This is a genomic window from Methylobacterium sp. AC315, assembly GCF_979253755.1.
The window spans coordinates 246,122-271,358 of sequence record NZ_CEEDEA010000002.1; the positions used below are offsets into that span (position 1 = coordinate 246,122).

Annotated in this window: 18 protein-coding genes; 10 read left to right on the forward strand and 8 right to left on the reverse strand. The window is 68.7% G+C overall.

What is annotated here, in order from left to right; translation table 11 throughout:
- Positions 1-98: 98 nt before the first annotated feature.
- Positions 99-2,456 carry a membrane-bound PQQ-dependent dehydrogenase, glucose/quinate/shikimate family gene (locus AC0IY0_RS03940; RefSeq protein ID WP_471763121.1) on the reverse strand — a complete coding sequence of 786 codons (2,358 nt, stop codon included), beginning with the start codon at positions 2,454-2,456 and terminating at the stop codon, positions 99-101.
- 277 nt (positions 2,457-2,733) lie between these two features.
- Positions 2,734-4,770: a methyl-accepting chemotaxis protein gene (locus AC0IY0_RS03945; RefSeq protein ID WP_471763122.1), complete on the reverse strand. Its 2,037-nt coding sequence runs from the start codon at positions 4,768-4,770 to the stop codon at positions 2,734-2,736.
- On the opposite strand from AC0IY0_RS03945, the gene AC0IY0_RS03950 reads away from it, so the two are divergent.
- Positions 4,745-4,999: a hypothetical protein gene (locus AC0IY0_RS03950; protein ID WP_471763230.1), complete on the forward strand. Its 255-nt coding sequence runs from the start codon at positions 4,745-4,747 to the stop codon at positions 4,997-4,999. The two genes, AC0IY0_RS03945 and AC0IY0_RS03950, sit on opposite strands and share 26 nt — an antisense overlap.
- Before the next feature lie 204 nt (positions 5,000-5,203).
- On the opposite strand, the gene AC0IY0_RS03955 is transcribed toward AC0IY0_RS03950, so the two are convergent.
- Complete coding sequence (locus AC0IY0_RS03955) at positions 5,204-6,319, reverse strand: PA0069 family radical SAM protein (RefSeq protein ID WP_471763123.1); 1,116 nt, start codon at positions 6,317-6,319, stop codon at positions 5,204-5,206.
- Positions 6,320-6,447: 128 nt separating this feature from the next.
- Here AC0IY0_RS03955 and AC0IY0_RS03960 point away from each other — a divergent pair, with 128 nt between their 5' ends.
- The gene (locus AC0IY0_RS03960; protein WP_147906344.1) at positions 6,448-6,978 is read left to right on the forward strand and encodes a hypothetical protein; all 531 of its coding nucleotides are present in this window, start codon (positions 6,448-6,450) and stop codon (positions 6,976-6,978) included.
- 139 nt (positions 6,979-7,117) lie between these two features.
- A complete protein-coding gene (locus tag AC0IY0_RS03965; RefSeq protein WP_471763124.1) occupies positions 7,118-8,572 on the forward strand; it encodes an amino acid permease in 1,455 nt (484 codons plus the stop codon).
- Here the strand turns inward: AC0IY0_RS03965 and moaB are convergent.
- Positions 8,562-9,119 (reverse strand): molybdenum cofactor biosynthesis protein B, encoded by a 558-nt coding sequence (moaB, locus tag AC0IY0_RS03970; protein ID WP_147939031.1) that lies wholly within the window; start codon positions 9,117-9,119, stop codon positions 8,562-8,564. The genes AC0IY0_RS03965 and moaB overlap by 11 nt on opposite strands.
- Positions 9,120-9,962: 843 nt before the next feature.
- Here moaB and AC0IY0_RS03975 point away from each other — a divergent pair.
- The 5 genes from AC0IY0_RS03975 (at position 9,963) to AC0IY0_RS03995 (ending at position 13,827) form a co-directional block, all read left to right on the forward strand.
- Positions 9,963-10,901 (forward strand): aspartate/glutamate racemase family protein, encoded by a 939-nt coding sequence (locus AC0IY0_RS03975; RefSeq protein ID WP_471763125.1) that lies wholly within the window; start codon positions 9,963-9,965, stop codon positions 10,899-10,901.
- A gap of 158 nt (positions 10,902-11,059) precedes the next feature.
- Positions 11,060-11,707 carry a maleylacetoacetate isomerase gene (maiA, locus tag AC0IY0_RS03980; RefSeq protein ID WP_471763126.1) on the forward strand — a complete coding sequence of 216 codons (648 nt, stop codon included), beginning with the start codon at positions 11,060-11,062 and terminating at the stop codon, positions 11,705-11,707.
- A gap of 123 nt (positions 11,708-11,830) precedes the next feature.
- Complete coding sequence (locus AC0IY0_RS03985) at positions 11,831-13,162, forward strand: NAD(P)/FAD-dependent oxidoreductase (protein ID WP_147939062.1); 1,332 nt, start codon at positions 11,831-11,833, stop codon at positions 13,160-13,162.
- 51 nt (positions 13,163-13,213) lie between these two features.
- The gene (locus tag AC0IY0_RS03990; protein ID WP_471763127.1) at positions 13,214-13,525 is read left to right on the forward strand and encodes an EthD family reductase; all 312 of its coding nucleotides are present in this window, start codon (positions 13,214-13,216) and stop codon (positions 13,523-13,525) included.
- Positions 13,522-13,827, forward strand: a complete 306-nt coding sequence (locus AC0IY0_RS03995; RefSeq protein WP_471763128.1) for a hypothetical protein — start codon at positions 13,522-13,524, stop codon at positions 13,825-13,827. Before AC0IY0_RS03990 ends, AC0IY0_RS03995 begins: the two co-directional genes overlap by 4 nt.
- A 7-nt stretch (positions 13,828-13,834) precedes the next feature.
- On the opposite strand, the gene AC0IY0_RS04000 is transcribed toward AC0IY0_RS03995, so the two are convergent.
- The 4 genes from AC0IY0_RS04000 to AC0IY0_RS04015 form a co-directional block, all read right to left on the reverse strand.
- Positions 13,835-17,158, reverse strand: coding sequence for a GAF domain-containing hybrid sensor histidine kinase/response regulator (locus tag AC0IY0_RS04000; protein ID WP_147906335.1), 3,324 nt, complete (start codon positions 17,156-17,158; stop codon positions 13,835-13,837).
- 125 nt (positions 17,159-17,283) lie between these two features.
- Positions 17,284-18,546: an O-antigen ligase family protein gene (locus AC0IY0_RS04005; RefSeq protein WP_147939036.1), complete on the reverse strand. Its 1,263-nt coding sequence runs from the start codon at positions 18,544-18,546 to the stop codon at positions 17,284-17,286.
- A 116-nt stretch (positions 18,547-18,662) separates the two neighbouring features.
- Positions 18,663-19,142 carry a hypothetical protein gene (locus AC0IY0_RS04010; RefSeq protein WP_419829105.1) on the reverse strand — a complete coding sequence of 160 codons (480 nt, stop codon included), beginning with the start codon at positions 19,140-19,142 and terminating at the stop codon, positions 18,663-18,665.
- 181 nt (positions 19,143-19,323) lie between these two features.
- The gene (locus AC0IY0_RS04015; RefSeq protein ID WP_147906332.1) at positions 19,324-20,325 is read right to left on the reverse strand and encodes a CobW family GTP-binding protein; all 1,002 of its coding nucleotides are present in this window, start codon (positions 20,323-20,325) and stop codon (positions 19,324-19,326) included.
- A 296-nt stretch (positions 20,326-20,621) separates the two neighbouring features.
- On the opposite strand from AC0IY0_RS04015, the gene AC0IY0_RS04020 reads away from it, so the two are divergent.
- The gene (locus tag AC0IY0_RS04020; RefSeq protein ID WP_147906331.1) at positions 20,622-21,935 is read left to right on the forward strand and encodes an efflux RND transporter periplasmic adaptor subunit; all 1,314 of its coding nucleotides are present in this window, start codon (positions 20,622-20,624) and stop codon (positions 21,933-21,935) included.
- Positions 21,936-21,950: 15 nt separating this feature from the next.
- The gene (locus tag AC0IY0_RS04025) at positions 21,951-25,100 is read left to right on the forward strand and encodes an efflux RND transporter permease subunit (RefSeq protein WP_471763129.1); all 3,150 of its coding nucleotides are present in this window, start codon (positions 21,951-21,953) and stop codon (positions 25,098-25,100) included.
- The last annotated feature ends 137 nt before the right edge of the window (positions 25,101-25,237 follow it).

A 25,237-nucleotide genomic window follows, 5' to 3' on the forward strand; every position in this document is an offset into this window, starting at 1 on the left:
CCCCCCCCCCCCCCCCCGGGCCTCGGGGGCTCCGCCCCCGAACCCAGCCAAAGGACTGAGCCCTTTGGAAACCCCGTCGTGCCCCAGGGCGGACCGGATCACTTCGATCCGGCTTCGGCCGGCAGCGCGTAGGCGACCACGTAATCGCCGCGGTCGGGCGATTGGCGGGCACCGCCGGCCGTGATCACGACGTATTGGCGGCCCGTCTTCGGGGACCGGTAGGTCATCGGCGCGCCCTGGCTGCCCACCGGCAGGCGGCCCTTCCAGACCTCGCGGCCGGTCGCGGCCTCGAACGCCCGCAGGTAATAATCCTGCGTCCCGGCGAAGAAGATCAGGCCCGAGCCGGTCACCAGCGAACCGCCGAGCGAGGGCAGGCCGATCGGGATCGGCAGGTGCATCTTGATCCCCAGCGGCCCGGTATCCTCCACCGTGCCGAGCGGGACCTGCCAGGCGATGCGGCGGGCCTTCAGGTCGATGGCCGTCAGCGTGCCGAACGGCGGCTTCTGGCACGGGATGTTCAGCGCCGACACGAAGCGGTTCCGGAGGGAGACGTAGGGCGTGCCGCGCATGGACGACAGGCCCATCTCGGTGCCGGCGGCCTTGCCGGTCTCGACCTGCTCCCTGGGGATCAGCCGGTTCCACAGGCCCAGCCGCATGTCGTTCACGATCAGGTAGTCCCGCGTCATGTCGATGGCGGTGCTGCCCCAGTTCATGCCGCCGAGCGATCCCGGCATCTGCAGAGCGGTGTCGAAGCCCGGCGGGGTGAAGGTCCCCGCGTGGCGCATGGCCTTGAACTGGATCCGGCACAGGAGCTGGTCGAAGGGCGTCGCCCCCCACATGTCGGCTTCCGTCAGGGTCTCGGCGCCGATCGACGGCATGTCCGAGTGAGGCTGCGTCGGCGCATAGCGCTCGCCGGGCACGCTGCCCTGCGGCACCGGCCGCTCGGTGATCGGCGCGATCGGGGCGCCCGTCTCGCGGTTCAGCAGGAAGATCTGGCCGTGCTTGGTCGCCGCGATCAGCCCCGGCACGGTGCCACCCTTCCCGTCCGGCAGGTCGTAGAGGGCCGGCTGGGCAGGGACGTCGAAGTCCCACAGATCCTTGTGCACGAGCTGGACGTGCCAGCGCGGCCGCCCGGTCGCCGCGTCGAGGGCGAAGATCGACGAGTTGGTGGCATCGTCCTGGGCTGTCCGGTGGCCGCCGAAGAAGTCGGGCGTCGCGTTGCCGGTGGGCGCGTAGATCAGGCCCAGGGCCGAATCGTAGGCCATGCTGGTCCAGACGTTCGGCGTGCCCCGCGTATAGGTCTCACCGGGGGGTGGCAGGCGCGTGGTCGCCGGGTTGCCCGGATCCCAGGCCCAGCGCAGCGCGCCGCTCCCGACATCGTAGGCGCGGACCACGCCGCCGGGCTCCCCGGTCTCGATGTTGTCGGCGACCCGGCCGCCGACCACCACGAGGTCGCCGGCGATCAGCGGTGCCGCGGTCTGCGTGTAGAAGCCGGATTTAACCTCGCCCATGTCGGTCTTGAGGTCGACGGTCCCGTCCGCGCCGAAATCGGGGCAGGGCTGGCCGGTGGCAGCGTCGAGGGCGATCAGGCGCGCATCGATCGTGGCGAGCAGCAGGCGGCGGGGGCAGACCTTCCCACCCTCGCCTGCGCCGGCGTCGTGATAGCCGAGCCCGCGGCACCGCTGCCATTGCGGCGCACTCGCCTTCGGGTCGTAGCGCCAGCGCTGCGTGCCGGTGTCGGCGTCGAGGGCGACGACGATGTCGTTCGGCGTGCAGACGTAGACGGTGTCGCCGATCTGGAGCGGCGTGGTCTGGTCCTCCGCCCCGAAGCCGTTGCTGACGGCGATATCGCCGGTGCGGACGGTCCAGGCCGGCCGCAGCTTGGCGACGTTGGTGGCGTCGATCTGCGTCAGCCCGGCGAAGCGGGTGCCGCCGTTTGTGTTGCCCCAGGCCGTCCAGTCGACCTGCGGCCCCGCCTGCGTGGCCGGGTGCACGTCCGGGATCTCGGTCGCGGTGATGATCGGCACCGGCTGAAAGGCGCGTAGCGTGGCTGCCACCAGGGCCAGCGCCAGCGCGGTGGCGAGGCCCAGGGATGCCCGGCGCCACACGCCGCTGCCGGATCGATCGAGCAGCGGTGCGAACAGGGCGACGACGCAGGCGAGGACGGCGAGGGCGAACAGGCGCGAGACCAGCGGCCAGAACGCGAACCCGACCTCCCAGACCGCCCAGATCCCGGTCAGGATGAACGCCCCGCCGTAAAGCAGCGCCCCGGCACGCCGACGTCGAGCAACCAAAACGCCGGAGACGAGCATCGCGGCGCCCATGGCCGCGAAATACCAGCTGCCGCCGAGCCATACCAAGTATGCACCACCGCCAGCCAAAGACAGACCGATCAAGACTATGATCAGTCCAAGCATGACCAGCACCCCATCGGACAGGTTTTTTGGTAGACGCATCTAAAATCCTCAATCTCGCAATCTTTTCGCTTATTTATCTTGAGTCTTGCGTCAGTCAACGATGAATTTATGATGAAAAATCCTGCAGGACGGCGGCTATTTATCTTCCTGCCGAAGTAAATCAGCGAACCGACAAACGAACCTTTGACTCGACCGCAGCGGATCAATGTCCGCTTTACTTCGCCGCGCTGAACACGCCGGTCGGATCAGGTCTCGCAACCTGTGTCCAAGCCCGAGACAAAGACTTCGGCGTGTCGCGACGGCGGCCCGTCAGCGCTCAGGCGGCCCGGACGTTGGCCAGGAAGCGATCCACCTCGGCCGCGAGTTGCTCGGACTGGCGCGACAACCCGGTGGCGGAGGCCAGGACCTGCTCGGCCGCGGCGCCGGTCTGCTCGGCGGCTTGCGCCACCCCGGCGATGTTGCCGGTGACCTCCTGCGTGCCCGCGGTCGCCTGGGTGACGTTGCGGACGATCTCCCGGGTCGCCGCGCCCTGCTGCTCCACCGCCGCCGCGATCGTCGTCGCGACCGTGTCGATCTCCCGGATCCGACCGGTGATCGTCTCGATCGCCCTGACCGCCTCGCCGGTGACGCCCTGGATCCGGCCGATCTGGCTGGCGATCTCCTCGGTCGCCTTGGCGGTCTGGCCGGCGAGTTCCTTCACCTCGGCCGCCACGACGGCGAAGCCGCGTCCGGTTGCACCGGCACGGGCCGCCTCGATCGTGGCGTTGAGCGCCAGCAGGTTGGTCTGCGCGGCAATCGAGGCGATCAGCTGCACGACGTCGCCGACCCGCGCGGCGGCGGCGCTCAGCTCGGCGACGAGGGTGGCGGTCTGGTCCGATTCGCCGACCGCCCGCTGGGCCAGGACGGTCGAGCCCTGCACATGGCGGCCGATCTCCGCGACGCTGCTGCCGAGTTGCTCGGCGGCACTCGCCACGGTGTTGACGTTGGAGGCCGATTGCTCCGCCGCCGCCGCCACCGCGCCGGACTGGCTCGCGGTCTCCTGCGCGCTCGCAGTCATCTGGGAGGCCGTGGCTTGCAGTTCGGTCGCGGCGGACGAGACCTGGGTGACGATGCCGGAGACAGCCGCCTCGAAGGTCTCGGCCATGCGGTACATGTCCGCGCGGCGCTGGTCTTCGGCGGCGCGGCGAGCCTCGTCCGCCTCGCCCTCGAGCTGGCGGGTCCGGATGAGGTTGTCCTTGAACACCTGCACGGCGGTGGCCATGGCGCCGATCTCGTCTTGGTGCTTCCGAGCCGGGACCATGACGGATGCATCGCCCGCGGCCAGCGCCCGCATGGCATCGGTCATCCAGCGGATCGGCAGCAGCACGCGTCGGACCACGACCAGCGTGCCGACGCCGGTCAGCAGGAGAGCGGCGACCAGGAACAGCGCGGTCCGCAGCAGGGCGGCGCGCGCCTCGTCGGTCAGCGCCTGGGCTCGGTCCACCAGCGCGTTGAGGGCCGCGCTCGCCAGGTCGGAAATCGTGTTGACCTCGGCGGTGTGGCGGATGCGCAGCGCTTCGATGGAGAGCCCGGTCGGCCGCCCCTGTGTGAGGGCCTCCGTGGCGGCCTTGCGGCGCGCCTCGGCCTCACCCTCGAAGTTGTCGGCCTTGGCCTTGCGGAAGGCGGCCCGGACCACATCCGAGGTCTCGTCGGCGGCGGCCGCCACGACGTCGGCCCAGGCGGCAGCCAGCCGCCCGCGCTCCTCGGCCGCGGCGACGATGTCACCCTGAGTCCACGAGGTTCCGGCGGCGACGGCAGCTTCGATCCGGACGACCACGCCGCCGATCATGGCCCGCGAGGCCCAGGCCGCGCGTTTGAGGTCGAGGTAATGCGCGAGGGTGGCGTCGCCGCGGGGGATGGCAGCGTCGACCGCGTCGTTTGTGGCCAGGAACGCGTCGAGCAGCGCCTGGGAGGCCTCCGCGATGGCGGGCAGCGTGCCGGGGGATCGCTGCCCCGCCGGGACCGCTAGGGCGGCATCGACCTGCGGGCGCAGCTTGAGCGTGGCCTCGTAGGCTCGCTGCAGCGGCGCGACCTTCGTCACCAGCGAGGGCGCATCCACCGCCCGGGCGAGCGTCGCGAGCCGCTCGAGACCGCCCGCGATGGTGGTGCGCTGTGCGGCGATCAGCGCCACGTCCTTCGCGGGAATGGGGTCGGCGGCCTTCAGGGCCTGGAGCGTGCGGCCCCGCTCCATGCGGATGGCCAGGAGATCCTTGAGAAGCGTCCGGCTCGCCTCGGTCAAAGCCACCACACGGTGGCTCCGATCCGCCTGCACCTGGGCTTCACAAAGGGTGGACACCTCCGAGGCGATCAGCATGGCGCTCAATGAGAACAAGGTCGCGCACAGGATCTTGCCGATCGTGAGGGTTGTGAGTTCGAACCCGGCAAATGTTAAGGGTTGCCCACGAGACATCGGCGTCGATTCCATCATGGTTTTGATGCGGCGCCGGGCGAATTTCGATCTTGATCTGGAACAAATCCAGAGATCTTACGGCGTAATAGCCTCTCTGGATCCAGAACATGACGTTTTCATCTCGGTTTCATGACACACGTCATCAGCCCGCGTGCCTGGTTCAGGATCATTGTTCGTCACGACTTTCAAATACATCTCGACCGACGCCCGACGATGACGCGGCTGTCGGCCGAATCCGGCTCTCCGAAGCTTGAAGCCAGCGGCAGGCCGAAGTCATAAACGAAGGCCCCGTTTCGAGCCGCCCGCATCGGTACGGCGATCGCGGCGCCTGAGAGCTTCAGAACAGGGCAAGTTGCGCCCCGGGCTTGCGGAACGCCGCCGTGTTCAGCGCCATGCGCCCGAACGCGAAGCCGAGCCGCCCGCCCGCGAGACGGACCCGCCGGCCGATCATCTCGGCATAGGCCCCCTCCCCGCGGAATCTGTGGCCGAAGCGGGGATCGTTCTCGCGGCCCCCCCGGGCCTGCGCCAGCAGCGCGAAGGCCCGGGCCCGGCGCTCGGGGTAATGCTCGGAGAACCAGTCGGAGACGAGGTCGGCGACCTCACCGGGCAGGCGCAGCAGGGCATGGCCGATGCGGCTGGCGCCATGATCGCGGGCTCTGGCGAGGATCGCCTCGATCTCGTGGTCGGTCAGGCCCGGGATGATCGGCGAGACGTTGACCATGACGGGCACGCCGGCCTCGGACAGGCGCCGCATCGCGGCCAGCCGCTTCTCCGGCCGCGGCGCTCTGGGGTCGAGCAGGCGGGCAAGGCGCGGCTCCAGCGTCGGCAGCGACACCGCCACGAGCACGAGGTTGTCCGACGCCATCTCGGCCAGGATATCGAGGTCGCGCAGAACGAGGTCGGACTTCGTGGTGATTCCGACAGGGTGGCGCGCGGCCTGCAGCACCTCCAGCACCGCCCGGGTGATCCGGTGCTCCCGCTCCACCGGCTGGTAGGGATCGGTGGCGGTCCCCAGCGCGATCGTCTCCGGCTGATAGCCGGGCGCGGCGATCTCGCGCGCGAGCAGCTTGGCGGCATCGGGCTTGACGAAGATCCGGGATTCGAAATCGAGGCCGGGCGAAAGGCCGAGCCAGGCATGGGTCGGGCGCGCGTAACAGTAGATGCAGCCGTGCTCGCAGCCGCGATACGGGTTCACCGAGCGATCGAACGGGATGTCCGGCGAGGTATTGCGGGCGATGATCCGCGTGGCCCGCTCCAGGGTCACCTGCGTGCGCAGGGTGGCGGGTTCACCAGGCTCCCAATCGGGGTCCCGGAAGACCTCGCGCATCGCCGTCTCGTACCGGCCTGTCGGGTTCGCCGTGGCACCGCGGCCGCGTCGGGCCTCCGGGGGCAGGGTGCTCGATCCCAGTCGCACCGGTGCGACGGGTGTCGAGCCGTTCGGAATCTTAGACATGCGTGCCGCCCCGTGTTTCACGTGGAACATAGCGCGAACAACGCGACGCCGACGCCTTAATTTCAGGCAAACGCCCCGGCGCCCGGGCGAGACGCCGCCGCCCGGTTTACCGCCGCGCAGAATCGTCTATGGGCGCGCAGATGCTCTCCGCGGTGACCTACCTGGCCGACCCGGCCGATCCGGACGCGATCGATCGCCTCGCCGACACGCTCAGCGTGTTGGTGTCGGGCGTGGCCGGCGGTCTGGTCGGCGACGCCGTGATCGTGACCGGCCGGGAGAGCGACGCGGCGGAAGCCATCGCGGACGCGACCGGGGCAGCCCTGGTGCTCCACCGGGGCAGGGATCCCTATGGGGCCGGGGCCGCGCAGGCGCGACGGGATTGGGTGCTGTGCCTGGAAGCCGGGGACGTTCCGGCCGAAGGCTGGATCCGCACCCTCGACCGCTTCATCGGCACCGCTCGGCCGGAGACCGGCCTCGGCCGCCTCCACCGCCCCGCCTCGGGTTGGACGGGCCGGGTCGTCGGCCGGCTCGACGCGCTCATGGGCGCCCGGCAGGCCCGGGCCGGCGACGTGGTGCGGCGCGAGGCGCTGCGGGCCGGCGCGGCATTCGCACCCCGCCTCAAGGTCCGGCCGCTCATCGCCCGCATCGATAGGCCCTGATCGACAGAATGTCGCAGCTCGACTTATCGTTATTGGCGGAAAGTTTTGGAAAACTCCTGGCGCGACAGCAGAAAACTTGCTGAATAAGTGTTTGCCGGCGCATCCGGATCCACTTCGCGCCGCCGGGAGGGATGCGAAGATGGACTCCTCGGGCCTGATGGGGCGGAAGTCCGTCGACGACATCCTGGAGAGCGGCGAGGGCGAGCAGCAGCTCTCGAAATCGCTCGGGGCGCTGTCGATCACCGCGATGGGCATCGGCGCGATCATCGGCGCCGGCATCTTCGTGCTCACCGGCACGGCGGCGGCCCAATATGCCGGGCCGGGCATCATGCTGTCCTTCGTGCTCGGCGGCATCGCCTGCGCGTTCGTCGGCCTGTGCTACTCCGAGATGGCCGCGCTGATCCCGGTGGCGGGATCGAGCTACACCTACACCTACGCCACGCTCGGCGAGTTCTTCGCCTGGCTGATCGGCTGGGACCTGATCCTCGAATACGCCATGGGCGCGGCCACGGTGGCGGTGGGCTGGTCGGGCTACGTCACGAGCCTCCTGAAGGACGTCGGCCTCGTGATCCCGGCCCGGTTCGCGCACGCGCCTGGCACGGCGATCGACGGCGGCGGCACCGCCCTGTTCAACCTGCCGGCGGTGGTGATCGTGGCGCTGATCACGATCCTGCTGATGCGCGGCACCAAGGAATCGGCGCGGTTCAACAACATCATGGTGGCCGTGAAGCTCACCGTGGTGGTGGCCTTCATCGCGCTCGGCTGGGGCCATGTCGACACCGCCCACTGGAGCCCGCTGATCCCGCCCAACGAGGGTACCTTCGGGGAGTACGGCTACAGCGGCATCCTGCGCGGCGCGGGCGTGGTGTTCTTCGCCTTCATCGGCTTCGACGCGGTGTCCACGGCCGCCCAGGAGGCGCGCAAGCCGCAGAAGGATATGCCGATCGGCATCCTCGGCTCGCTGATCGTCTGCACGATCCTGTACGTGCTGGTGGCCGCGGTCCTCACCGGGCTGGTGCCCTACAAGGAGCTGAACGTCCCCGACCCGATCGCCAAGGGCGTCGACGTGATCGGCATCGGCTGGTTCGCCCTGCTGATCAAGCTCGGGGCGCTCACCGGCCTGACCACGGTGATCCTGGTGCTGCTCTACGGTCAGAGCCGGATCTTCTTCACCATGGCCAATGACGGGCTGCTGCCGAAGCTGTTCGCCCACGTCCACCCGACCTACCAGACCCCGTATCGCAGCCAGGCGTTGATCGGAGCCGTGGTCGCCCTCGTGGCGGCGCTGGTGCCGATCAACATCCTCGGCGAGATGGTCAGCATCGGGACGCTGGCCGCCTTCATCCTGGTCTGCGGATCGGTGATCTACCTGCGGCGGACCGACCGGCACATGAAGCGGCCGTTCCGGGCCCCCGCCGTGCCGGTGGTGCCGATCCTCGGCATCCTGTTCTGTCTGCTGCTGATGGCCGGGCTGCCCCTGGACACCTGGCTGCGCCTGGTGATCTGGATGGGGATCGGGCTCGTGGTCTACTTCTTCTACGGCCGCAGGCACTCGGTCCTGCGCCGCAAGGAAGGCAACGCGGTCACGCCGTGATGCTGGCGCCCCGCCGCAGGTGCTCGTCGAGCCGCGGCATGATCTCGACGAAGTTGCAGGGGCGGTGCCGGTAATCGAGCTGCTGCGCCAGGATGCCGTCCCAGGCGTCCCGGCAGGCCCCGGGCGAGCCCGGCAGCACGAACAGGTAGGTCGCCTGCGCGACTCCGGCGGTGGCCCGGGATTGCAGGGTCGAGGTGCCGATCTTGTCGTACGAGATCCGGTGGAACACCGCGGAAAAACCGTCCATCCGCTTCTCGAACAGCGGCTCCAGGGCCTCCGGGGTCACGTCGCGCCCGGTGAAACCGGTGCCGCCGGTGGTGATCACCACGTCGACCGCCGGCTCGCGCAGCCAAGCCTCCACCTGCGCGCGGATCGCCGGGATCTCGTCCGGTACGATGGCCCGGGCGGCGAGCCGGTGCCCGGCCTCCGTGAGGCGCTGGCTCAGCGTGTCGCCCGAGCGATCGTCGGCGATCCGGCGGGTATCCGAGACGGTGAGCACCGCGATCCCCAACGGGATGAAGCGGCGTGAGTCGGACTGATCGGCCATCGTGAGGGCTCTCCGGGATGGGCATCCGATATGGGCTGCCGGCCCGGAATTGTCGCCCCCCTCGGGCTGCCGCTCCAGCCGAGCCCGCCTGGAGCGGAAACCACGCCCGGCATGGCAGGCCCGCTCGCGCCGCTCGACCCGGCTGTTTCGTCGCGTGCGCCTCGACAGGCGCCCCCGCGGCAAACGGATCGCGCGCACCCCAGCACCTCAACCAAGGATCGCCAGGTCACGGGATGATCTGATTAGAACGAAACTATTCTAGCCAAGTGAGGGGCACAGCTTCAATCACAGAATCTTGAGAGGCACCGGGATCGCAGATTTCGATGACGAACGTCTTAGACTGATGCGCTGGAATAGACTCAAAACTGTCTCGCCACCGCACCACCTATACAAGCGACATGCCACCTTCGATGCAACTTATCTTTGTATCATTATAAATAAATGAAATAAGGGCCACAAAGCCTTTGACTTTTCTTCCATCAAGACCACTGTGGTCAAGCCGGAGCGTTATAGTTCGTTACGGCTTGTTGCGGGCTGACACGATAGACAGTCTTTCGCGCGCCGACACAGGAGCCGAGATCCCATCCCGGCTTCGCAACGACACTTCGAAAAGGAGTTTGCGCGCGAATCTAATCGAGGCTTCCGTTCCGCAATCCGATTCATCGAGCCTGTACGGACAGCGTCCAGGTGCGGACATCGATTCTCTTCGCGTCCAGGCGCTCTTTCGCAAATCATTGGCATCGCCCGAAACTCAGCATAGAACAGGCGATGCTCCGCACATGTTCCAGCGCATCCAGGCAGAAGATTTCCTGGATGGCGGACACATCGTCATGACGCGGAATCGTGGAGCGCAAGATGATTTCCGTCTCTCGAAAGTTGGGTATCCTTGGTGGATTGAGCCGCCATTCGACGCTCAGACATCACAATCTCGTCAATCGTGAAGTTCTGGATCTGACTCGCAATCGCTCCGCCGCAAATCTTTCCACGTGGAGTCTCGATCCGGATACGATCGTTCATCTCCTTTCACAAGACGGCTGGCCCGCAATCGCGCATCAGGTCGAGGAGGCGGTCACCTATCTTCTTCTGGAGGGCGTCGATGGGTTGATGATCACCAGCGACACCCTTCACTGCGTTCTCGAACGGGAAGCGATTCATCTTGGCGTTCCTGTGCTGCACAGGCGGGACGCCTTGGTCGAGGAGATCCGGCGCATGTCCCTGAAGAAAGTCGGCTTCATCGGGACCTCGGTGACGATGAGCCAATCCTACTACGGGGCTCTGATCGACGGATCGCACGGCGTGAATGTGGTGCTCCCCAGCCAAAAACTGTGGGTCAACATAGACTATTCAGTCTGCAATCGGATCTACAACGGCGAGTGCACCGCACTCGAACTCGAAACCTACAACCAGATCATCGCTGACTTCGAAGCGCAGAACGTCGATGGAATCGTCGTCGCCTCGCCGGAGATCGACCTGGCCTTCAACAAGCCGAACGCGGTGCCGGTCCTGCACACCGCCCGGATCCACGCCGCGGCGGCGGCTAGGTGGTGTGTCGCCGGACATGACATCGTGCGTCCGGCACTGCCACGGCACGACGAGATGCGGCCCGCTCCGGTGGGATCGCGCGACGTGGCCGCCGACGACACGTCAAAAATTCCCGTCACGCTGCCCTATCGCGACAGCATGCCTTATCCGCACAAGGTCAAGGGCAAAGGCAAAGGCAAGCGAAAGGCTGCCGCCTCGCTGCTCGCATCGGTCGGCGGACAGCAGGATCCGCGTACGTAGCGGAAGCCCTGCCGCCGAGGGGGTCTAGCGCCGTGCGATCGGTGCTGTAGCGACGCGGCGTCGAGCCGTCCCGGTCGTCGCGACTTGCCGTTGGCAACGAATCGCGGTGTCTTCGCGTGTCTTGCGCGGCGAGGACACCGCGCTCCGGAACCCATCCCATGCACATGTACGGCAACTGGCGCTCCGCCGCCGCCTTCCGGGTCCGGATCGCCCTGAAGCTGAAGGGCCTCGCCTACGAGGAGACCTTCATCGACCTCGATGCCGGCGACCAGCACAAGCCCGAGTTCCGCAGGATCAACCCGCAAGGTGCGGTGCCGGCCCTGTTCGACGGCGACGGGCCGCCGCTGACCCAGTCCCTGGCGATCCTCGATTACCTGGAGGAGACGCGGGGCGGCGTTCGCCTGCTGCCGGACGAGCCGCGGGCGCGGGCCCGGGCACGCTCCCTCGCCCAGGTCGTGGCCTGCGACACCCACCCGCTTTACGTGCCCCGCGTCCGCACGTTCCTGATGGAGGAGTACGGGCTGCCCCGGGAGCGGATGCTGGCCTTCCTGCGCAACGCGTTCGAGACCGGCCTGACGACCCTCGAGACCCGACTCGCCACCGAGGACGGGACCGGCCGCTTCTGCCAGGGCGACGCGGTGAGCCATGCCGACCTGTGCCTCGTCAGCCTCTGGGTCGGGACCGGCATCTTCGGGATCGACACGGCCGCCTACCCGACGGTCGCCCGGATCGCCGAGGCCTGCCTCGCCCTGCCGGCGGTCGTCGAGGCGCATCCCCTGCGCCAGCCCGGCGCCCCCGCCGCCTGACCGGCGACGCCCGCGCGTGCTCTGGTCACGCGTGCGCTCGGCCGGCAGATGTGGCAAGCGGACCTCCGAGGCGTTTAATCCGGCCGGGGCGTCAATCCCGACCCGTGGGGAGAAAGGGTGTCGATGGTACCCGACGAGAACGAGTCCGGCCTGCATCGCGTCGTCGTGGTCGGCGGCGGGGCCGCCGGGCTCCAGTTGGTGACGAAGCTCGGCGACAAGCTGGGACGCGGCAAGCGTGCGCACGTCACCCTGGTCGACCGCGCCCGCACGCATATCTGGAAGCCACTGCTCCACGAGGTCGCGGCCGGCAGCCTCGATATCGGCCACCATGCGGTCGATTACCTGCACCACGCCCACAAGCACGGGTTCCGATACCGGATCGGCAGCATGACCGGGCTCGACCGGGAGGCGCGCACGATCCGGCTCGCCGCGAGCCACGATCCCGAGGGCCGCGAGGTCACGCCGGAGCGGTCGGTGCCCTACGACACCCTGGTGATGGCGGTGGGCTCGACCACCAACGATTTCGGGACGCCGGGCGTCGCCGAGCACGCCATCGCGCTGGACACCCAGGACCAGGCGGTGCGCTTCCACCAGCGCCTGGTCAACGCGTCCCTGCGGGCCCACACCCAGGCCGGCCCCGTCCGGCCCGGCCAGCTCCATGTCACGGTGATCGGGGCCGGGGCCACCGGCACCGAACTCGCCGCCGAGTTGCACCGGACCTTCCGCCACGTGGTCGCCACCGGCCTCGACCGGATCGACCCAGGCAAGGACATCCGGATCACCCTGGTCGAAGCGGCCGAACGGATCCTGCCGGCGGTGCCGCAGCGCCTTTCGGTGGAGGTGATGCAGCTCCTCCACAAGATCGGGGTGGACGTTCGCGTGAAGGCGCGGGTGACCGAGGTGCGCGCGGACGGCGTACAGCTCGCCGACGGCACCTTCATCCCGTCGGAGCTTGTGGTCTGGGCGGCCGGCGTGAAGGCGCCGCCGTTCCTGCAGGGCATCGGCGGGCTCGAGACCACCCGGACCAACCAGCTGGTGGTCGCCCCGACCCTGCAGACCACCCGCGACCCTGACATCTTCGCGATGGGCGACTGCGCCTACCTGGTCGAGGCCGGTTCGGACACGCCGGTGCCGCCCCGGGCGCAGGCGGCCCATCAGCAGGCCAGCCACCTGATCGGCCAGATCCAGGCCAAGATCGACGGCAAGCCCCTGAAGCCGTTCAAGTACAAGGATTTCGGCTCGCTGGTCTCGCTCGGGGAATACTCGACGGTGGGCAGCCTGATGGGCTTCGTCCGGGGCAAGAACATGCTGATCGCCGGGCTGTTCGCCCGGATGATGTACCGCTCGCTCTACAAGATGCACGAGCGTGCCCTGCACGGCAGCGTCAAGACGGCGCTCGACGCCCTGGCCCGGGCGCTCACCCGCCGTACCGAATCACGGGTAAAGCTGCATTGAAGTCCCACAGGCACCCCGGCGACACGGGGGCCGCAACAGGAAGGACGCCCTATGATCCTCGTGAGCGTGATGTATCCGACCGGCCCGAACTTCGACATGGGCTACTATCTCGGGCACCACATGCCGCTGGTGCGTGAGCGCTGGTCGGCGCTGGGCCTCCACGAAGCGAAGGTGGTCAGGGGTGCCGGCACCCCCGACGGCGGCCCGGCCCCGTTCCAGGTGATGGCGCTGCTGACCTTCGAATCGGCCGACGCGTTCAAGAAGGCCGTAGCGGCCCACGGCGAGGAGATCTTCGCCGACATCCCGAACTTCACCGCGGCGCAGGCCCAGGTGCAGATCAACGACTTTGCGGAGAGCCCGTGATCGATATCGTCAAGGCGGTGCAGCAGGCCGATCCGAGCCTCGGCACCTACGTGGTCGTGCTGCGCGCCGACGCCCGCGCCCTCGATGGCCCGGATCGCCTCACCCCCGAGGCGCAGGCCTGGATCGACGCGAACGCCCCGGGCGGTCGCCTCGCCCGGGTGCGGGTCCTGCTCGCCCCCTATCCGGGGGCGGTGCCGGCCGAGCGCGACGTGAGCGTGGCCACCTTCGCGGATGCCCGGCAGCTCGCCGCCTTCGCGACCACCTGGACCGGCGATCCGCTTTCGGAGGCTGAGGAGCCCTAGAACCGGTTCACGCCGCCCGCAGCTGGCGGATCGCCCGGAGGGTCGTGGCCCGTTGCACCTCCAGGCGCCGGATCAGCGGCACGAGGTCGGCGCCCGCATGGGCGGCGGCCTCGACCTCCCGGCACAGGCTCGACAGCCCGACGAAGCCGAGGAGCCCGGCCGCCGCCACCATGGCGTGGGCGTCGTGGGCGATCTGCAGGCGGTCGGTCTCGCTCGGGCGGAAGCGCTCGGACAGCTCGTTGGAGAGCAGATCCAGCAGCCCGCCCACCTGATCCGTACCGAAACTCGTCTCCATGTCGGCGAGCACCGCGGCGTCGAGCACCGCGGGATCGACCGCAACTTTGCGCCGCGGCGTCTCCTGGCGGGCCCGGCGGCGGGCTCCGGGGGCGGTCCAGCGGCTGATCGTGGCGAACAGGTCCGCCCGGCGGAACGGCTTGCCGACATGGTCGTCCATCCCGGCCTCGCGCAGCTCCGCGACCTGCTCCGGCAGGACGTTGGCTGTCATCGCCACGATCGGGACGTCGCAGGCCGGCGGCGCCAGGGCACGGATCCGCCGCGTGGCGGTGAGTCCGTCGACGCCAGGCATCTGCACGTCCATCAGGACGAGGTCGTACGGGCGCCCCTCGGCCACCGACAGGCCGACGGCCGTGATCGCCTCGCCGCCATCCCCGGCGACCTCGACGGTATAGCCTTGCGATTCGAGGACGGCGCAGGCGAGCTCCTGGTTAAGCGGTACATCCTCGACTAGGAGCAGGCGCAGCGACGGCCCATCCGGCGGCGGCCGGGATCCGCCGGCCGGACGCGGCGGCGACGGCGCCGTCCCAAGGCGAAGCGCGTCCACGGCCTCGCTGCTGCGCGGCAGGACCAGGCGGAACCAGAAGGTCGAACCCACCCCCTCCCGGCTGTCCATGCCGATCTCGCCGCCCATCAGGGTGACGAGATGCCGGGAGATCGCCAGACCGAGTCCGGTGCCGCCGAAGCGGCGGCTGATCGAGCCGTCGACCTGGCTGAACCGCTTGAACAAGCGCTCCTGCTGCGATGGCGCGATGCCGATGCCGGTATCGGTGACGGCGAACCGGACCACGTCGCCGGGGCCGCCCTCGGGCGCGATGCCCTCGCCCTCCCGGCGCACGGTCACGATCACCGAGCCCTCGGGGGTGAATTTCACGGCGTTGTTGAGCAGGTTGAGCAGCACCTGCCGCAGGCGGCCGGGATCGCCGACCACGACGCTCGGAAGCGCCGGGTCGATCTCGGCCTCGATCCGCAACCCGCTCCGGAGCGCGCTGCCGCGCACGATCGAGACCGTGCTGTCCACGAGCGCGGCCAGCGGGAAGCCGACCGGGTCGAGGGTCAGTTCGCCGGCCTCGATCTTCGAGAAGTCGAGGATGTCGTTGACCACGGTGAGGAGGGCCGCCCCGGAGCTGTGGATCAGCTCCAGCCGCCGCCGGTCCTCGTCCCGGATCGCGCTCTCGTCGAGGAGCAGGTCGGCGTAGCCCAGGATGCCGTTGAGCGGCGTGCGGATCTCGTGGCTCATCGCGGCCAAAAACTCACTCTTGGCCGCGCTCGCCCGCTCGGCATCGGCCCGCGCGGCCTCCGCGTCCCGCGTGGCTTCCCGCAGGGCGGCCTCGGCGGCCTTGCGCTCGGAGATGTCGAGGTGGAGCCCGACCATGCGCTGCGGCTGGCCCTCGGGACCGAAGAGCGTGCGCCCGCGCGCGTAGATCCAGCGCTCGCCCGCCCGGAACTCGGCGACGTAGGCGGAGGACGATTCCACGGCGCGGCGAATCTCGTTCCAGACGTCGCCGACGTCCTCGGCGTGGACCAGGGCGGTCCAGTCGGCCGCGGCCATCGTGTGCGCCCGGCCGGTATCGGGCAGGCCGTGCATGCGCGCGCTCTCGGGGCTCAGGGTGGCGAACCCCGTGCGCATGTCCCAGTCCCAGGTACCGGCATCGGCCGCGTCGAGGGCGATCCCCAGGAGCCCGCGCGCCTCCTCGACGGCAAGCCGCGCCGTGACGATGTCGTCGACGTCGAGCGCGGTGCCGAGCCACTCCACGACCTTGCCGTCGTCGGGATCGAGGTAGATCGGGATCAGAGAGATCTTGTGCCACCGGTAGGCGCCGTCGTGCCGCCGGATCCGCCATTGGCCGCCGTAGCCGATCCCGGTCTCGATCGCCTGCTGCCAGGCCGCCTCCATGCCGGCGGCGTCCTCCGGGTGGTTGCGGGCGAGGCGATCCACGCGCTCCAGCCCGATCGGCCCGTAATAGGCGTGGAACTGTGCGTTGGCGTAGGTCGCCTGCCCGTCGCCGACCCGCATGGTCCAGATCAGCAGCGGCAGGGTCTCGGCGAGACCGCGGTAGCGCAGCTCGCTGCGGCGGACATCGTCCTCGGCGCGGCGCCGCTCGGTCACGTCGATGAGCACGCCGATCAGGCCGGTCACCGGCCGATCGCCCCGGCAGACGCCGCGCACGACCACGTCGCGGACATCGCCGTTGGGCCGAAGCAGCCGCGCCTCGAAGTCGAAGCTCGCGCCCCGGGCGATGGCATCCGCGACGATGCCCTCCAGCCGCTCGCGGTCGTCGGGGTGGTAGATCTGTGAGAAGGCGGAGAGCGGCGGCGCCGGCTTCCGCGGATCGCGGCCGGCGATGGCGTACAGGCTCTCCGACCAGACCGGCTGCCCGTCGGCGAGGTCCACCCGCCAGTTGCCCACGCTGGCGAGTTGCTCGGCCATGGTCAGCTGGTGGTTCGCCGCCGCCTGCGCCTCGGAGCGGGCGTTGATCTCGCGATGCTGCTCCCGGATCAGGGCCTCGCGGATCACCGCCTGCGCCATCTCCTGTCTGCGCCGGCCATCGGCCTCCGAGAGCCGCAGATGGGCGATCACGATCTCGGCGAGGTCGCGGAACGCCTCTGCGTCGGCCTCGGAGAGCCGGTCCCGAGGCGCCGGGTCGATCAGGCAGAAGGTGCCGATCCTGACGCCCGGCGACAGGCTCAGGGGGATGCCCGCGTAGAACCGGAAGCCGCCCGGGGCGGCGACCCCGGGCAGATCGCGAAACCGGGGATCGGCCCGCGTGTCGGGCACGACCAGCATGGCGTCGCTGCGAATCGTGTGCTCGCACAGGCCCAGCTCCCGCGGCATCGATCCCGGCACGTCGATGCAGGGGGTCTTCAGCCAGAGCTGCGTGTCATCGATGAATCCCACGAACGCGCTGCGCACGCCGAACAGGCGGCAGGCGATCCGGCAGACGGCGTCGAAATGCGGCTCGGGCGGGGTGCCGACGATGCCGAGGGCGTCCAGGGCCGCGAGCCGCGCCGCCTCATCATCCGGATGTACTCTCACCGACCGTCTCCGGGGCCAAATCGCCGTCGGGCATTCCTCAGCGCCTGTTCGGGCCGAGCGGGAGCGTTGCCGCGACTGCGGACGCGTTTCAAGCTGGTCTGGGGTCGCGCACGATCACGTCGCCCTCACGGGCGGCCGGATCCGCCGATCCAGGGCGCGCGCAGCCGGGCCGCCTCCAGCGCCCAGACCATCCCGAGCATCATGTAGACGTGGCGCCACTTCTCGATGTCGATCTGGAACGCCTGGAGGAAGAACATCAGCAGGGCCGGCCAGACGATCTGGGCATGCGCCCGGACGGGCGATGGCCGCACCAGCAGGCGGAAGCCCACGAAGCTGGTTGCCAGGACTAGGCCGATGAACACCACCCCGCCGAGCCAGCCGCCGTTGGCGAACGAGCCGATATAGGAGTTGTGGGGCTCGAGACCGAAGACCAACCGCCAGTGCATCGGCCCCATCCCGAACGGGCGCTCCAGCAGCATCGCCAACCCACGGACCTGGTTGCCGAAACGGCCGGTCTCGCCCTGGTCGTAATCCTGGGTCAGGGCCGCCCGGGTCTCGAACATCTTGTGCACGTGCTCGACCGACAGGAGGCCGATCACGGCGATCGTGGCGAGCACCAATGTGGCGAGCGTCAGGAGCACGATGCGGCGGCGCAGCCGGACGGAGCCGCTGCCGGCGTAGACCGAGCCGACCATCAGCAGCACGGCGACGACGCTGCCGCCCCAGGAGCCGCGCGAGAACGACAGGAAGATGCCGGCCAAAATGATCAGCAGCCCGGCCAGCGCTACCAGCGGGCGCCGGGCGCTGCCGGTGAGCAGGCCGTGCATCAGGTACAGGGCACCAAGCGTCAGGAACGAGCCGAACACGTTCGGGTCCTGGAAGGTGCCGGAGGCCCGGTCGTACTTGTAGAACAGGTCCTCGATGCCGAGCCATTGCAGGTAGCCGACGATGCCGAGCGCCGCGGAGAACACGCAGCTCACCGTGTAGGCCTTCAGCGCCAGCTCCATGCGGGCGTGCGTGTCCTCCGAGAAGAACATCGCGAAGAACACGCAGGTGATCACGAGGTAGATCAGCTGGATCGTCCAGGTGACCGGGAACTCCTCGTTCAGGTACGGGAACAGCGCCGTGACGATCGCCACCAGGTAGAGCAGCAGCAGCGCGAGCAGCGGCACCGCCCCACGGTGCAGGCGCACGCCGAGGCAGAGCCACAGCAGGATCGTGGGGATCGCCACCGCGTCGTAGGGCGAGGTTTCCGAGAACGCGAAGCAGGCGAAGAAGATGAAGGCGGCAAACAGCGCCATGGCCAGCCCCCGGATGACCCCGAGGAGCGGGATCCCGGCGGGCAATCCCGACGGGACCGGGATTGCGGGCGCTGCGGTCTGAGCCATGGATACGCGGACTCCGCGGGCCGGTTACGCGGGCCCGCACATCCGGTAGCCATGACATCCAATGGTTGAGAATCGGCTGCGCCTCCGAGCGGACCCGTTCCTCTCGGCGGGTGGCGTCAGCCCTTCAGCCGCTTGTTGCAGACCGAGTAGAAGCCGCCGCCCTTCTGGATCCATTTCGCGTCGCCCAGCGTCCCGGCGGCCTTGGCCGCGTTGTAGCTGTCGAGGCAGGTATGCATCCGCGCCTTCCCGGCGGATTCGCTCGCATATTTCGGATCGACGGCGGACGGATAGGCGGCCGTCCCGGCCGGGGCCGCCGTCGATCTCGCGGCCGGGGCTTGCGGCGCGGGAGCCGGGGCCGCGGACTTCGTCGCACCGGGTGCCACGGGATTCGGCACCGTGTTGGCCGTCGTGTTCGACGCCTCGGCCCCGCATTCCGCCTTGCGGAAGTCGTTCCACTTCTGGCCGTTGAGCGTCCCGGCCTGCTTGGCGGCCTGATACTTGGTCGAGCAATCCTTGGCGGACAGGGCCGCCGCCGGCGTGACGAGCAATCCGGTGCTGCCAGCAAGTATGGCGGCGGTCAGAAGTAGACGTACCATGGCGAAATCCCCCCGCGTCGATATCGATCCGTATCGATACGCTATATCGAGGACATTCGCTCCGACAATCTTTCGCTATACAAGTGCTTGTGAGGGCTGCGCCGTCACCCCGCGGCCGCCGACGGCGCGGAACCGCGACACGCCGGCGAATGCCGCCCGGGTCCAGCCGGGCGGCATTCGATCAGGCCCGGCAGGCTTCGAATTCCTGGCGGATCGCCACCGGATCGAGGTTGCGGCCGATGAACACCACCCGGGAGACCCGCTTCTCGTCCGGGCGCCAATCCCCCTGGACGTCGCCGTCGAGGATCATGTGCACGCCCTGGAAGACGAAGCGCTTCGGCTCGTTGGGGAAGGCCACGATGCCCTTGCAGCGCAGGATGTCCGGTCCCTGAACCTGGGTCAGGTTCGAGATCCAGGGCATGAACTTCTCCGGATCGACCTCGCCGTCGATCTTGGCCGAGACCGACTGGATCTCGGAATCGTGATGGTGATGGTGGCCCGACTCAAGGAAATCCGGCTCCACCTCGAGGATTCGGTCGAGGTCGAACGCGTTGCGCTCCAGCACGGCCTCCAGGGGCACGGCGCAGTTCTGCGTGCGGTGGAGCTTGGCCAGCGGGTTGATGCCGCGGATCTCGGCTTCGACCCGGTCCAGATCTTCCGGCGAGACGAGGTCGCTCTTGTTGAGCAGGATCACGTCCGCGAAAGCGATCTGGTTCTTCGCCTCCGGGGCGTCCTTGAGGCGGTCGGACAGCCACTTGGCGTCCGCCACCGTCACCACGGCGTCGAGGCGGGCGGCGTCGCCGACATCCTGGTCGACGAAGAAGGTCTGGGCGACCGGGGCCGGGTCGGCCAGCCCGGTGGTCTCGACGATGATTGCGTCGAACTTGCCCCGCCGCTTGACCAGGCCGTCCATGATCCGGATCAGGTCGCCGCGCACGGTGCAGCAGACGCATCCGTTGTTCATCTCGAACACTTCCTCGTCCGCGCCGACGACGAGGTCGTTGTCGATACCGATCTCGCCGAACTCATTGACGATCACGGCGTAACGCTTGCCATGGTTTTCCGTAAGGATCCGGTTGAGCAGCGTGGTCTTGCCAGCGCCGAGATAGCCGGTGAGCACGGTGACCGGGATCTTGCCGGCGGTCGAACCGGATGGGGCGGAAGCAGAACTCATGTCGGTCATGGCGGATTCTTCGATCGGATCTGCGGGACGGATCGGGCTTCTGGCCCGGGAGCGTTGTCATATTGTAACAAATCCCGGCGAAGGAAGACGGAGCCACACGGTTTCGCGACCTGGCCCCCCGATCGATTGCGGATCAGCCAAGCTTTGCTCTAGGCACGTGGTGCCGTCCGGGACCTCAGCCCGGATGGCACGCCTCGACAAGCGACTCCGATCACCATGAAACGGCCGGGGTCTGGGCTGAAGCCTGTCCTCATCTGCCATCCCGGTCCCTCGCCCGGACCCAGAAGACCAACCTTATGGACGCCCGCAATCCTCTGGACCAGGATGAGGCCCGCGCCGCATCCGCGCGCCGGCGCCGCACGCCCTGGCCCCTGATCGTCCTCGTGCTGATCGCGGTCGCGGGCGGCCTGGCGCTGGCCGTCTCGGACCGCGCCCGCGAGGCCGTCTCGGGCGTCGTCGCCGGGCTGTTCGGATCGGGCAACCCGGATGCGGGGATCGAGGCCGAGAAGGCCGGGACGGTGGAGCGGGTGTTCCGGCCGAGCAAGGAACAGCGCGCCGCGTTCGAGATCCTGCCTGTGGCGACTCAGATGTTCCGCCCGGAGGGCTCCGCGGAGGGGCGCATCGCGCTCAACGACGATGACAACGTGCCGGTGGTCTCGCCCTACGCGGGTCGGGTGACCAAGGTGCTGGCCCGGGCGGGCGACGACGTGAAGGCCGGCGACGTGCTGCTGACGCTGGAGGCCACCGACATGGTCCAAGCGCAGAACGACTATCAGGCCGCCCTGAACAATCTCCAGAAGCAGCAGGCCCTGCTGAAGCTCGACCAGACCATCGCGGCCCGCCAGCAGGAACTGTTCCAGGCCCACGCGGTGGCGCTGAAGGACTACCAGTCGGCGCAGAACGACGTCATCGCCGCGCAGAGCGACCTGAAGACCGCGGAGGCGTCCCTCGACGCCGTGCGGAACCGGCTGCGGCTTTTGGGCAAGTCCGACGCCGAGATCGTCGCCTACGAGAAGAACGGCCGGCTCAGCCCCGAGACCCAGATCCGGGCGCCGATCGCCGGCACGATCGTCCAGCGCAAGGTCGGCACCGGGCAGTTCCTCTCCGCCTCCAGCGACCCGGTCTTCGTGATCGGCGACCTGTCCACGGTGTGGCTCGTCGCCAACGTGCGCGAGAGCGAGATCCCGAAGATCCGCATCGGCCAGGAGGTCGAGGCGAAGGTGGCGGGCTTCGGGGCGCGGGTGTTCAAGGCGCGGGTCAACTACATGGCCGCGAGCCTGGACCCGGCCACGCGGCGGCTCGCGGTCCGCAGCGAGGTCGACAATCCCGACCGGGTGCTGCGCCCGGAGATGTTCGCCACCTACACGATCATCACCGGCAAGGGTGAGCCGAGCCCGAGCGTGCCGGTCGCCGCGATCGTGTACGAGGGCGACCGTACCCATGTGTGGGTGGCCCGCCAGGACGGCGCCGTGGAGGCGCGCGACATCAAGCTCGGCGTGATCAACGGCGACAACGCGCAGGTCGTCGACGGCCTGCATGCGGGCGATCAGATCGTGACCCGGGGGGCCCTGTTCATCGACCGGGCGGCCTCTGGCGACAAGGCGTCCTGAGCGGGAACCCGGGCGATGAACAGCCTGATCGTCTTCTCGCTGCGCCAGCGCGTGCTGGTCGTGCTGCTGTTCGTGGTGATGCTCGGCATCGGCTACGGCGCCTATACGCAGCTCAACATCGAGGCCTATCCCGACCCGGTGCCGCCGCTGGTCGACGTGATCACCCAGAACCCGGGCCAATCCGCCGACGAGATCGAGCGCTACATCACCATTCCCCTGGAGGTGGCGCTCGCCGGCATCCCCAACGCCCAGGTGGTGCGGACGATCTCGCTGTTCGGCCTGTCCGACGTGAAGGTCCAGTTCAACTACGAGTACACGTACGAACAGGCGCTGCAGCGGGTGCTCAATCGCCTGTCGCAGGCCCCGCCCCTGCCCAACGGCGCCACGCCGCAGATCTCGCCGACGAGCCCGGTGGGCGAGATCATGCGCTACAAGCTGGTCGGCCCGGCGGGCTACTCGCCCATGGACATGAAGACCCTGCAGGACTGGGTGCTGCAGCGGCGGTTCAAGGCGATCCCGGGCGTCACCGACGTGACCGCGTTCGGCGGCAAGGCCAAGGAATACGAGGTCGCGGTCGACCTGAACCGCCTCCAGGCCCAGGGCCTGACCCTGGTCCAGCTGACCACGGCGCTGAACAACGCCTCGATCAACGTCGGCGGCCAGACGCTGAATGTCGGCCAGCAATCCGCGGTGGTGCGCGGCATCGGCCTGATCCGCGACATGGACGACATCCGGGACACGATGATCAGCCTCGTCAACGGCACGCCGGTGCTGGTGCGGGACGTGGCGGAGGTGCGCGTGTCGAACGCGCCGCGGCTCGGCATCGTCGGCCACGACGACCAGTCCGACGTGGTCGAGGGCATCGTGCTGATGAGCCGCGGCGGCCAGAGCCTGCCGACGCTGCAGCGGGTCGAGGCGGAGATCGACAAGATCAACTCCTCGACGATCCTGCCGCCCGACGTGAAGATCGAGCGGATCTACGACCGGTCGGGGCTGATCCACACCACGACCCATACGGTGATGCACAACCTCGTCTTCGGGGTGGTGCTGGTGTTCATCGTGCAGTGGTTGTTCCTCGGGTCGCTGACCAGCGCGATCATCGTGGCGGCCACGATCCCGTTCGCCCTGGGCTTCGCGATCCTGATCCTGGTGGTGCGGGGCGATTCGGCCAACCTCCTGTCGCTCGGCGCGATCGATTTCGGCCTGATCGTCGACGCGACGGTGATCATGGTCGAGAACGTGTTCCGGCACCTCGCCGAGCCCGAGCATTCCGAGGGTCAGAAGGCGCCAGGGGGGCTCGAAGGCCGGCTCGGCATCATCGCGATCGCTGGCGTCGAGGTGAACCGGGCGATCTTCTTCTCGGCGATCATCATCATCGTCGGCTTCCTGCCGCTGTTCACGATGAGCGGGGTCGAGGGCCACATCTTCGGGCCGATGGCCAAGACCTACGCCTACGCCCTGGTCGGCGGCCTGCTGGCGACGTTCACGGTCTCGCCGGCGCTCTCGGCGCTGATCCTGCCGAAGAAGCTTGAGGAGCGCGACACCCTGATCGTGCGGGTCCTGCGCGCCGGGCACGAGCGCATCCTGGCCTTCGGCCTCAAGAACCGGGTGCTGGCGCTCTCGGTGATGCTGGTGGTGCTGCTGGCCTCGGGGCTGGCGGCCCGGAACCTCGGCCTGGAATTCCTGCCCCGCCTCGAAGAGGGCAACCTCTACGTGCGGGGCACCATGCCGTCCTCGATCTCGCTGGAGGCCGGCAACGACTACGTCCAGCGCCTGCGCAAGATCTTCCAGGACGTCCCGGAGGTCGTCACGGTGATCTCGCACCAGGGCCGGCCCAACGACGGCACCGACGCAACCGGGTTCTTCAACGTCGAGATCCTGGCGCCGCTCAAGCCGATCGAACAGTGGCGCAAGGGCCTCGACAAGGACGCCTTGATCCACGACCTGAGCAAAAAGCTCGAAGCTGAGTTTCCGGGTATCGAGTTCAACTTCTCGCAGTATATCGAGGACAACGTCCAAGAGGCGGCCTCGGGTGTGAAGGGCGAGAACTCGGTCAAGATCTACGGCAGCGACCTCGCCCAGCTCACCAAGACCGCCAACGCGGTCAAGGCGGCACTGGCCAGCGTGCCCGGCATCACCGACCTGGCGGTGTTCGAATCGCTCGGCCAGCCGACCGTGCGGATCGACGTCGACCGCCACAAGGCCGCCCGCTACGGCCTGTCGATCGGCGACGTGAACACCACGATCCAGGCGGCGATCGGCGGCCAGACCGCGGGCGACCTCTACGAGTACGGCTCCGACCGGCACTTCTCCATGCGGGTGCGGCTGGCCAAGGAATACCGCTCGTCGCTGGCCGGGATCCGCAACATCGCGGTGGGCGCCCAGAATCCCAACGGCGGCGTGATCCAGGTGCCGCTCTCCGAGATCGCCGATGTCGACCTCGTCTCGGGCGCCTCGTTCATCTACCGCGAGGACCAGGAGCGCTACATCCCGGTGAAGTTCTCGGTGCGCGGGCGCGACCTCGGCAGCGCGGTGATCGAGGCGCAGCGCAAGGTCGCCGAGGCGGTGGACCTGCCGCCGGGCTACCGGATGGAGTGGGTCGGGCAGTTCACCAACCTGAAGGACGCCGCGACCCGCCTCAGCCTGGTCGTGCCGGTCACCCTGGTGCTGATCGCGCTGCTATTGTTCATCAACTTCTCGTCCGTGGCGGACATGCTGCTGACCCTGTCGGTGATCCCGATGGCGATGATCGGCGGCATCTTTGCGCTGGCACTGACCGGCACGCCGTTCTCGATCTCGGCGGCGATCGGCTTCATCGCGCTGTTCGGCATCTCGACCATGGAGGGCGTGATCCTCCTGGCCTACTACAACCAGCTGCTCGACGAGGGCTGGCAGCGCAAGGACGCGGTGTGGAACGCTGCGATCGTGCGGATGCGCCCGGTGATGATGACCTGCGTGGCCGCCTGCGTCGGCCTGCTGCCGGCGGCGATCTCCACGGGTATCGGCTCGCAGGTGCAGAAGCCCCTGGCCCTGGTGGTGGTCGGCGGCATCATCCTGGCGCCCAACCTGATCCTGGTGGTGGTGCCGGTGCTGATCTCGCTGTTCTCGCGGCGGCACCCGAATCCGAACGGGCGGGCCGTGACCGGGCACCGGGTGGCGGCATGAGCCGGGCGAGAGCGACGCGTGCCGGGCATCGTCACGTGGCCCGGGCGCCACAGCGCGGCTCCGGCGCACAGGATCGCGGCACCGTCGGATTGACTTGGTCGTCCGCCGGGACGCTCTACCGAGGGAGGGGTTTCGGG

Excerpts from the sequence above, each read along its gene's own strand:
- AC0IY0_RS03940 (WP_471763121.1), bottom strand. The coding sequence starts at position 2,456 with ATGCGTCTACCAAAAAACCTGTCCGATGGGGTGCTGGTCATGCTTGGA.
- AC0IY0_RS03945 (WP_471763122.1), bottom strand. The coding sequence starts at position 4,770 with ATGCTGATCGCCTCGGAGGTGTCCACCCTTTGTGAAGCCCAGGTGCAG.
- AC0IY0_RS03955 (WP_471763123.1), bottom strand. The coding sequence starts at position 6,319 with ATGTCTAAGATTCCGAACGGCTCGACACCCGTCGCACCGGTGCGACTG.
- AC0IY0_RS03960 (WP_147906344.1), top strand. The coding sequence starts at position 6,448 with ATGGGCGCGCAGATGCTCTCCGCGGTGACCTACCTGGCCGACCCGGCC.
- AC0IY0_RS03965 (WP_471763124.1), top strand. The coding sequence starts at position 7,118 with ATGGACTCCTCGGGCCTGATGGGGCGGAAGTCCGTCGACGACATCCTG.
- moaB (WP_147939031.1), bottom strand. The coding sequence starts at position 9,119 with ATGGCCGATCAGTCCGACTCACGCCGCTTCATCCCGTTGGGGATCGCG.
- maiA (WP_471763126.1), top strand. The coding sequence starts at position 11,060 with ATGCACATGTACGGCAACTGGCGCTCCGCCGCCGCCTTCCGGGTCCGG.
- AC0IY0_RS03985 (WP_147939062.1), top strand. The coding sequence starts at position 11,831 with ATGGTACCCGACGAGAACGAGTCCGGCCTGCATCGCGTCGTCGTGGTC.
- AC0IY0_RS03990 (WP_471763127.1), top strand. The coding sequence starts at position 13,214 with ATGATCCTCGTGAGCGTGATGTATCCGACCGGCCCGAACTTCGACATG.
- AC0IY0_RS04005 (WP_147939036.1), bottom strand. The coding sequence starts at position 18,546 with ATGGCTCAGACCGCAGCGCCCGCAATCCCGGTCCCGTCGGGATTGCCC.
- AC0IY0_RS04010 (WP_419829105.1), bottom strand. The coding sequence starts at position 19,142 with ATGGTACGTCTACTTCTGACCGCCGCCATACTTGCTGGCAGCACCGGA.
- AC0IY0_RS04015 (WP_147906332.1), bottom strand. The coding sequence starts at position 20,325 with ATGACCGACATGAGTTCTGCTTCCGCCCCATCCGGTTCGACCGCCGGC.
- AC0IY0_RS04020 (WP_147906331.1), top strand. The coding sequence starts at position 20,622 with ATGGACGCCCGCAATCCTCTGGACCAGGATGAGGCCCGCGCCGCATCC.
- AC0IY0_RS04025 (WP_471763129.1), top strand. The coding sequence starts at position 21,951 with ATGAACAGCCTGATCGTCTTCTCGCTGCGCCAGCGCGTGCTGGTCGTG.